9 protein-coding genes are annotated in these 7,856 nt (G+C 62.4%); 2 read left to right on the top strand and 7 right to left on the bottom strand.

Annotation, left to right across the window (positions count from 1 at the left end; genetic code table 11):
• The coding region (locus WEA77_RS01990) for a DUF2798 domain-containing protein (protein WP_368066198.1) at nucleotides 1-244 on the top strand (244 nt) is incomplete at its 5' end.
• Here WEA77_RS01990 and WEA77_RS01985 read toward each other — a convergent pair.
• The 7 genes from WEA77_RS01985 to gap form a co-directional block, all read right to left on the bottom strand.
• On the bottom strand, nucleotides 228-461 hold the full coding sequence (locus tag WEA77_RS01985; protein ID WP_368066197.1) for a DUF1272 domain-containing protein: 234 nt from the start codon (nucleotides 459-461) through the stop codon (nucleotides 228-230). The genes WEA77_RS01990 and WEA77_RS01985 overlap by 17 nt on opposite strands.
• A gap of 38 nt (nucleotides 462-499) precedes the next feature.
• Complete coding sequence (locus tag WEA77_RS01980) at nucleotides 500-796, bottom strand: zf-TFIIB domain-containing protein (protein WP_368066196.1); 297 nt, start codon at nucleotides 794-796, stop codon at nucleotides 500-502.
• Nucleotides 797-895: 99 nt separating this feature from the next.
• Nucleotides 896-2,977, bottom strand: coding sequence for a M3 family metallopeptidase (locus tag WEA77_RS01975; RefSeq protein WP_368066195.1), 2,082 nt, complete (start codon nucleotides 2,975-2,977; stop codon nucleotides 896-898).
• Between the two features lie 96 nt (nucleotides 2,978-3,073).
• The gene (locus WEA77_RS01970) at nucleotides 3,074-3,964 is read right to left on the bottom strand and encodes a fructose bisphosphate aldolase (protein WP_368066199.1); all 891 of its coding nucleotides are present in this window, start codon (nucleotides 3,962-3,964) and stop codon (nucleotides 3,074-3,076) included.
• A 314-nt stretch (nucleotides 3,965-4,278) separates the two neighbouring features.
• A complete protein-coding gene (locus WEA77_RS01965; RefSeq protein WP_368066194.1) occupies nucleotides 4,279-4,407 on the bottom strand; it encodes a hypothetical protein in 129 nt (42 codons plus the stop codon).
• A 498-nt stretch (nucleotides 4,408-4,905) separates the two neighbouring features.
• Nucleotides 4,906-6,102: a phosphoglycerate kinase gene (gene pgk, locus WEA77_RS01960; protein WP_368066193.1), complete on the bottom strand. Its 1,197-nt coding sequence runs from the start codon at nucleotides 6,100-6,102 to the stop codon at nucleotides 4,906-4,908.
• A gap of 103 nt (nucleotides 6,103-6,205) precedes the next feature.
• The gene (gene gap, locus WEA77_RS01955) at nucleotides 6,206-7,216 is read right to left on the bottom strand and encodes a type I glyceraldehyde-3-phosphate dehydrogenase (protein WP_368066192.1); all 1,011 of its coding nucleotides are present in this window, start codon (nucleotides 7,214-7,216) and stop codon (nucleotides 6,206-6,208) included.
• A gap of 218 nt (nucleotides 7,217-7,434) precedes the next feature.
• On the opposite strand from gap, the gene WEA77_RS01950 reads away from it, so the two are divergent.
• A partial coding sequence (locus tag WEA77_RS01950) for an EamA family transporter (protein WP_368066191.1) occupies nucleotides 7,435-7,856 on the top strand: 422 nt, incomplete at its 3' end.

Below are 7,856 nucleotides of genomic sequence, written 5' to 3'. Positions count from 1 at the left end.
CTTCGGGCTGTTCATGGCAACTTTCATGAGCTTCCTGATGTCGGGCGCGATCACGGCCCTGAATATCGGCTTCCCGCCGGACTATCTGAGCCGCTGGATGCATTCCTGGGGGCTCGCCTTCATGCTGGCCTATCCCGCCATCCTGATTGTTTCGCCGATTGCCCGGCGCCTTGCCCTGCGCTTCGTAGAATCGCCATTCGCGCCGGCGCCCCAGACTCCAAAAGCCGTTAACCAGCCGGTTTGAACACCCGTTTGGTGCTTGCCGAGTTCTTCGCCAGCGCTGATCCCCTGCGCATCGGGCGCGGCTCCAGTTCGCCCTTGCAGTTCGGGCAGACACCGTCGAGCGGGCCGTCCATGCACGCGTCGCAGAAAGTGCATTCGAACGAACAGATGAACGCGCCCGGCTCATCCCCCGGCAGGTCGCGGTCGCAGCGTTCGCATCCAGGTCGCATCTCGAGCATTTGGGGTCGCCTGCGGTGGAGGTGAGTTAGCGCATGTCTCAGAAGTCGAACAGATCGCTGAGGAAGCTTTCGCGGCCCCGGCGCTTTCCCTTCTTGTATTTCCAGTCGTCGTCATCGTCATGCCGGTCCTGGAAGCGGTCTTCGTCGCGGTAATGCTGCGGCGGGTGGGCCTCAGGCTGTGGGGCAGGGACGGGTAGCACGCTCGCCGACCGGTCGATGATCTTGTCGAGTTCGCCCCGGTCGAGCCAGACACCCCGGCATTTCGGACAATAGTCGATCTCGACACCCGAACGGTCCGCCATGATAAGGGTCTCTCCATCGGCAGGGCATTTCATCGGCGGACACTCCAGATTCAAAAAAAGGGCGCAGCAATCTGGCTGCGCCCTTTCAGATGGGTCTCCCGGCACGCCCCGCAAGGGGCTGTCGCCCGAAAGCTATTCGCTCTTTGCTGCGTCGATCAGCTCCTGCTCATAGGCTTGCGGTGTCCAGTCACGGCCGAGGAAATCCCGCACCAGGTCAGCTGCCGGCTTGCTGGAGCCTTTCGCCAGAACGAGGTCGCGGTAGCGCAGAGACGTTTCCTTGTCGCGCAGGCCATTTTTGTGGAACTCGGTGAACAGGTCGGTCGAAATCGCCTTTGACCATTGGTAAGTGTAATAGATCGCCGAATAGCCATCGAGATGGCCGAAGCTTGCATAGGAATGCGTGTCCGGCAGGCGCTCGAACGGGCTGAGGGCGGCTGAGCGTTCTTCCCAGACCGCGCCGAAATCAACCTCCGTAGGCGGACGGTTATAAAAGTTCAACGACACGCCGGCGAAGACAAGCTGGCGGAGGGTGTTCACGCCGGTGCCGAACTTACGGGCGGCGTTCATCTTCTCCACGAGTTCGCGCGGGATCGTCTCGCCTTCGCCGTTCACGGCAAAGGTTGCCAACGTATCATAGTCCCAGACCCAGTTCTCCAGCATCTGGGACGGGGCTTCGATGAAATCCCATTCCAGCCCTCCCATGTGCAGGGTCGCGAACTCGGGATGGCCCGACACCATCATGTGGATGAGGTGACCGAACTCGTGAAGGAAGGTTTCGACCTCGCGGTGCTCCATCAGACCGGTCGTATGGTCGCCTGCAGGAAAGTTGCACATAAGCGAGGCGACCGGCACGCCGTCACGCGTCGGGCCGACGCGGATGGGGAAAGCGGCGGCGTGCTTGAATTTTCCGTCGCGCGGATGCATGTCGAGGAAGAAGCGGCCGACCAGGACGCCGTCCTTGTACATCTCGTGGGCGGTCACGCTTTCATGCCAGGCGGGCGCGTCCGCCCAGTCGCGGATCTCGATCCCGAACAGGTCTTCCATCATCGAGAAAATCCCGGAACGGACGTTATTATAGGCGAAATACTGGCGTACTTCCTGCGCGTCGAGCGCATAGTCCGACAGGCGGATCTGTTCGGACAGGTAGCAGCTGCTCCACTCGCCGACCGTGGTCGCGGCGGGATCGATCTGCTTCTGCTTCTCGAGGAGACGGTTATACTCGATACGCGCCGCTTCAGCGCCGGCAGCCTCGATTTTTGAGAGGAAGTTGGCGGCCACTTCCGGCGCGCCGGTCATCTTGTCCTCGGTGATATAGGCTGCCCAGTTCGGGTAGCCGAGGGTCTGGGCGAGTTCGTAGCGCTTCTCGAGCAGGCGGCGCAGCGGCACTTCGTTTTCCGGCCAGGCACGGTTGGCGGACACTTCGAGCAGGCGCTTGCGCAGGCTTTCATTCGGCGAGTATCCGAAGATCGGGCCCATATCCGGCGTGTCGGTCGTGATCGTGATCCTGCCGTCTTCGCCGGGCGGATGCGCGTCGATATAGTCCTGCGGAAGGCCTTCCAGTTCAGCGACGGAGCCGAGTTTGATTGAGCCCTGGATTTCCCGGAGGTTACGGTTGAACTCGAGGCTGATCCCGGACAGCTCAGTATTCAGGGTACGGACCTTGTCGCGCGTTGCTTCGCTCTTGTCGACGCCGCTGCGGCGATAGTCGCGCAGGTTCCGCTTCAGGACGGCGGCCTCGCTTTCGCTCAGCGTGGACAGGTCGATGGACACCAGCCGGTCATAGATCGGACGAGACAGCGAGATATTGCTGAACACGTCCGAGAATTTCTGGATACACTCTTCACCGGATTTACGTATCGCAGGATCGGGATTGGCTTCGGAAACGAGGCCTGCTTCGCCATTGCCGACAGACCAGCCGATAGCGCTCAGGGTATCAAGATAGGCGAGGTCTGCCGCGCCCGCGGGCGTGGTGCGGGTTTCAAGGTCTGCCACCATTTCGTTGATGAGTGTGATTGCGCTGTCGCAGCGCGCTGTGAACGCCTCCGCGCTGGCAGGGGCGAGGACCAGTTCGGCCACCATGGCGGTCGCGCGTGTCTCAAGGCCCGGCGCAGCGACCAGGGTTGCGGGATCGGCCGCCGGAAGCGGCGTGGTGCAGGCTGAAGCCGTCAGCAGGGCAAGCACGCAGGCCGCTGAGGCGGTGCGGGATAGTTTCATGGAGAACCCTCTGGTTTGTGACGCGGCCGAAAATGCCCGCCATCGCAATGGCATGCAGTATGGCGTCCTGATCGCGGGTTCGTCCAGCGGTAAGACTTAAGACTTCGAGGCCTCGCAAACGGCATCGACAGTAAGGGCGAGCGCCTTGTCGAAGTCCGCGTCGCTCTGTTTCGCCGAGAGGCCCTCGGTGAGCGCGCGGGAGAAGCTGGCGATGATGCCGGTGTTCCCGGCAAGCTTGCGGCAGGCGTCTTCGCGGCTGTAGCCACCTGACAAGGCCACGACGCGCATGACACGCGGATGATCGACCAGCGATCTGTAGAAGTTGGCTTTCTCCGGCAGCGTCAGTTTCAGCATCACCTGTTGCCTGGCGGGCAGTGCGTCCAGCTGGAGCAGGATTTCAGCACGGAGGATTTCCTCGGCTTCTGCCTTGTCGGCGATCGAGATCGTCACTTCCGGCTCGATGATCGGCATCAGGCCGTGCGACAGGATCTGCTTGCCGACTTCGAACTGCTGCGCGACGATTGCAGCAATGCCTGCCGGATTGGCAGCGTCGATGACCGAACGCATCTTGGTGCCGAAGATGCCCTTGGCAACGGCGCGCTCCAGCAGGGCGTCAAGGCCGGTGATCGGCTTCATCAGCTGCACGCCGTCTGACGCGGCTTCGAGACCCTTGTCGACCTTCAGGAAGGGAACGACACTGCGCCTGGTCCAGAGATACTCAGCTGCCGGAATACCGTCGATGACGCCGTCCATCGTGCGCTCGAACAGGATCGCGCCGATCACCTTCTCGCCGCCAAAGGCGGGGGACTTGATGATGCGGGCGCGCATCTCGTGGATCAGGCCGTACATTTCCTCGTCGCTCGACCAGGCACCTTCCTCGATGCCATACTGGCGCAGGGCCTTGGGGGTCGATCCGCCCGACTGGTCGAGCGCGGCAATGAAGCCGGCCTTCTGCGACATCTGACGCGCCATTTCTGCATTGCCCACTGTCATCCCCACATCTATGTCTGCCATTGTCCCGACCTTGCTTTCAGCCCCTGAGGGTAACCTGTTCGAAGTTTCCGGCCGCGCTGCCCGTTGGGGCTCAGGAAGCTGTCACGCTTTGAAACAGCAAAACGGCCAAAAACCGGGACGTCGTCTCAAACAGGGCAGCGTCCATAAGCGCACCATTCTGACTGCCATATATTCAAGTGGCATGCCGGGAAAGACAGACAACGTTGCCATGCTGCAATCGGTAGACGATTGCCAATCTGACCGCTGCCGGGCGGTTGGCCCGCTCAGTTTTCCGGGCCGCCGGCCCACTACTGCGCGGGGAGGTCTGACGAGGCGCCTGCGCCCTGCGACCGGCCGGTCATGGTGAGCCGGAAGTCCTCGTATCCGGGATGGCGAGGGGCCTGCGCGATGACGTCCACGCCGCCGCGGAGCCGCATCTGGCCGCATCTGGCCGCCATCAAAACCGGCGCCGGAAAGCGCATGACGGTGGGCCCTCGTTCCGGCCCGGTGCCCGGCGCCCTGGCATGCGGCGGTAAGCACGCCCATGGACTTCAGGATTGATTCGGGCGGTGCATCCGGCCAGGCAAGGGCTGGCGACCAGGTGAGCGTCTTGCCGCGATCCGGCGGCCGGGTCAGCGCATTGAAGTCTGCAAAGTCGAAATCGTAGAGGCGCCAGGGCGCGCCAGCGTCCAACGCCATGACCTGAATGGCTTCGGCGTCAGGCGCGCTCATGTTTACGGTGACCTCTCCGCCATCCGGATTGTACCTGAGCCAGGCAAAGGCTTGCTGCGGTTATCGCTGAGTATCCGGCCTTCAGTCGCAGGCCGGGTAGCACAGGCGGCCAGCACCAGGCCGGCGATAACGGCACTGACAAGTTTCTTGGCACAAATTCGGGTTTTTCCTGAGATGCATCGTCGGACGCGTCTGGATGCAGCCTAGCTGCGCAGCGCGTCGACGCCGGGAAGGGGCTTGCCTTCCATCCACTCCAGGAAGGCACCTCCGGCCGTGGAGATGAAGGTCAGGTCATCGGCCACACCGGCATGATGCATGGCAGCGACAGTATCTCCCCCGCCAGCGACCGCGATCAGCTTGCCGGCTTTCGTGCGCGCCGCTGCGGCCTTTGCGGCCGAAACGGTAGCCTTGTCGAAGGGCTCGAGTTCGAAGGCGCCAAGAGGGCCGTTCCAGACGACGGTTTTGGCGACGTCCATGGCAGTGGCGAGGATTGCAACCGATTGCGGGCCAGCATCGAGGATCATCTCGTCATCGGCAACTTCGTCCAGGCCGCAGACCCGGTGGGCCGCGTGCGCCTTGAACTCTTTCGCCACAACAACATCGCGCGGAAGGATGATGTCGCAGCCCGATGCCTTGGCGATGGCTTCGATTTCCCTTGCGGTGTCTACAAGGTCGCGTTCGCAGAGTGATTTGCCCACGGAATGTCCGCGCGCAAACAGGAATGTATTAGCCATGCCGCCGCCGATGGCGAGGGCGTCGACCTTGGTGACTAGGTGCTTCAGCAGGTCTATCTTGGAGGACACCTTCGCGCCGCCCACGATCGCCATGACCGGACGCTCCGGTCGGCCCAGCGCCTTGTCGAGCGCGCTGAGTTCCTCTTCCATGTTGATGCCGGCATAGGCCGGCATGATCTCGGCGAGCACGGCGGTCGTGACATGCCGGCGGTGCGCTGCGGAGAAAGCATCATTGACGAAGATGTCGCCGAGTGCGGCGATCTGCCTGGCGAGTTCGAGGTCGCCTTTCTCCTCGCCTTTGCAGAAGCGCGTATTCTCGAGCAGGATCACGCCGGCGGGCTGCAGGTCGGCGATCGCCTTCTTCACATGCTCGCCTTTGCAGTCGGCTACGAAGCTGACATTCGCGCCGAGCACTTTGGCAAACGCGCCTGCAATCGGCGCGAGGCTCATTTCGGCAACCCGCTCACCTTTCGGACGGCCGAAATGCGACAGCAGCGCGACCTTGGCGCCCTGCGTGCGCAGGGTCTGCACGGTGGCGACCGCTGCACGAAGGCGCGTATCGTCCGTAACCAGACCATTTTCCATGGGCACATTGAAGTCAACGCGAACCAGCGCGACCTTGCCCGTGAGATTTCCGGCATCGGAGATGCGTTTGAACGAGGTCATTTCGTTTCTCCTGCGATCCTCGCGAAGAGGGGGATCTCGTGAGGTTGTTCATGCCGCCTGAGGCCTTGCGCCCGCCCCCCGGGGGGGTGAGCGAAGGAGGGAACTAGATCAGTTTCGCCAGCGCAACGGCCGTATCCGCCATCCGCGTCGAGAAGCCCCACTCGTTGTCATACCAGGTCATGATCGACACGAAGTTGCCGTCCATGACTTTCGTCTGGTCGAGATGAAAGATCGACGAACGGGCGTCATGGATGAAGTCCGACGAGACGTTCGGCACATCGGTGACGCCGAGGATACCTTTCAGCGGGCCGCTGGTCGCGGCCGCGATGATCGCGCCATTTACTTCGTCCACAGTCGTGTTCTTCTTGGCGATGAACTTCAGGTCGACGAGGGAAACGTTCGGCGTCGGCACGCGCACCGAAATCCCGTCCAGCTTGCCTTTCAGTTCCGGCAGCACCAGACCCACGGCCTTGGCAGCGCCGGTCGAGGTCGGGATCATCGACAGCGCGGCAGCACGGCCCCGGTAGAGATCCTTATGCATCTGGTCGAGCGAAGGCTGGTCATTCGTATACGAATGGATCGTCGTCATCATGCCCTTGTCGATGCCGACAGCGGCGTTAAGAACCTGCGCGACCGGCGCCAGGCAGTTGGTCGTGCACGAGGCGTTCGAGACGACCATGTGCTCTTTCTTAATGTTCTGATGATTGACGCCGAAGACAACCGTAATGTCCGCGCCGTCGGCCGGGGCCGAAACCAGAACGCGCTTGGCACCGGCCGCCAGGTGGGCCGAGGCCTTGTCCTTGGACGTGAAGATCCCGGTGCATTCCATCGCGATGTCGACGTCGAGTTCGCGGTGCGGCAGGTCTTTTGGATCGCGGATAGCGGTCACCAGGATCGGCTTGCCGTTGATGACGATCTTGTCGCCGTCGACTTTCACGTCTGCCGGAAAGCGGCCATGCACGGAATCGAAGCGCAGAAGGTGGGCGTTCGTTTCGACGGGGCCGAGATCGTTGATCGCGACCACTTCAATATCGGTGCGGCCATGTTCGATGATCGAGCGCAGGACGAGACGTCCAATCCGGCCAAAACCATTGATTGCAACACGAACGGCCATCTGTTTTCTCCTGTGAGGCGAGATATCTCGCACGTTTTGCAGCCATTTACTGGCGCCTGCCCCCCGCGTCCACCCGCATTCCGTGCGGCACCGCGCCGCGAAATTGACGCTGGGGAAGGAGAGGGTCGCCCAGCCTCCTGCCTGCAAGTTACGTGCAAGCAGGGCGGGTGGACAGGCCCGCCGGTGACCCCTAGTGCGATCCGGTTAGAGGACGCCGCATGACCAACACGCAAGGGCAAGCAATGATCGGGGGCCGCCCGGCGCTCGACTGGGCCCTGTTCGGCGCATTGTCGCTCGTCTGGGCGGGGGCTTATCCGCTGACCCGCCTGGCGGTCGGGAAGGGGCTGGACACCGGCTTGCCTGCCGAATGGGTGCTGCCTGGCCGTCTCTGCATCGGCGCCATGTTCCTCTGGATCGTCCTGCTGGTCACCCGCAAACACCTCCCGCCGCTCAGCGACCGCAAGCGCTGGGTCTCCATTGTCGGCATGGGCATAGTCGGCTCCGTCATCCCGTTCTTCTTCATCACTACAGCCCAGGAAACCGTCGATTCCAGCCTCGCGGCGCTTTACGCCGCCGCCTCGCCTGTTTTTGTCGCCATCGGCGCAAACCTCCTCTTCGCGGAGGAGAAGATGACAGCTCG

The organism is Hyphomonas sp., from assembly GCF_040882205.1.
In the GTDB taxonomy this organism is placed as follows: Bacteria; Pseudomonadota; Alphaproteobacteria; order Caulobacterales; family Hyphomonadaceae; genus Hyphomonas.
The sequence above is the reverse complement of the archived record's forward strand: the minus strand, read 5'-3'. Positions and strand labels throughout refer to the sequence as shown.

Coding starts and splice junctions, on each gene's coding strand:
- WEA77_RS01985 (WP_368066197.1), bottom strand. CDS start 461: ATGCTCGAGATGCGACCTGGATGCGAACGCTGCGACCGCGACCTGCCG.
- WEA77_RS01980 (WP_368066196.1), bottom strand. CDS start 796: ATGAAATGCCCTGCCGATGGAGAGACCCTTATCATGGCGGACCGTTCG.
- WEA77_RS01975 (WP_368066195.1), bottom strand. CDS start 2,977: ATGAAACTATCCCGCACCGCCTCAGCGGCCTGCGTGCTTGCCCTGCTG.
- WEA77_RS01965 (WP_368066194.1), bottom strand. CDS start 4,407: ATGCGGCTCCGCGGCGGCGTGGACGTCATCGCGCAGGCCCCTCGCCAT.
- pgk (WP_368066193.1), bottom strand. CDS start 6,102: ATGACCTCGTTCAAACGCATCTCCGATGCCGGAAATCTCACGGGCAAG.
- gap (WP_368066192.1), bottom strand. CDS start 7,216: ATGGCCGTTCGTGTTGCAATCAATGGTTTTGGCCGGATTGGACGTCTC.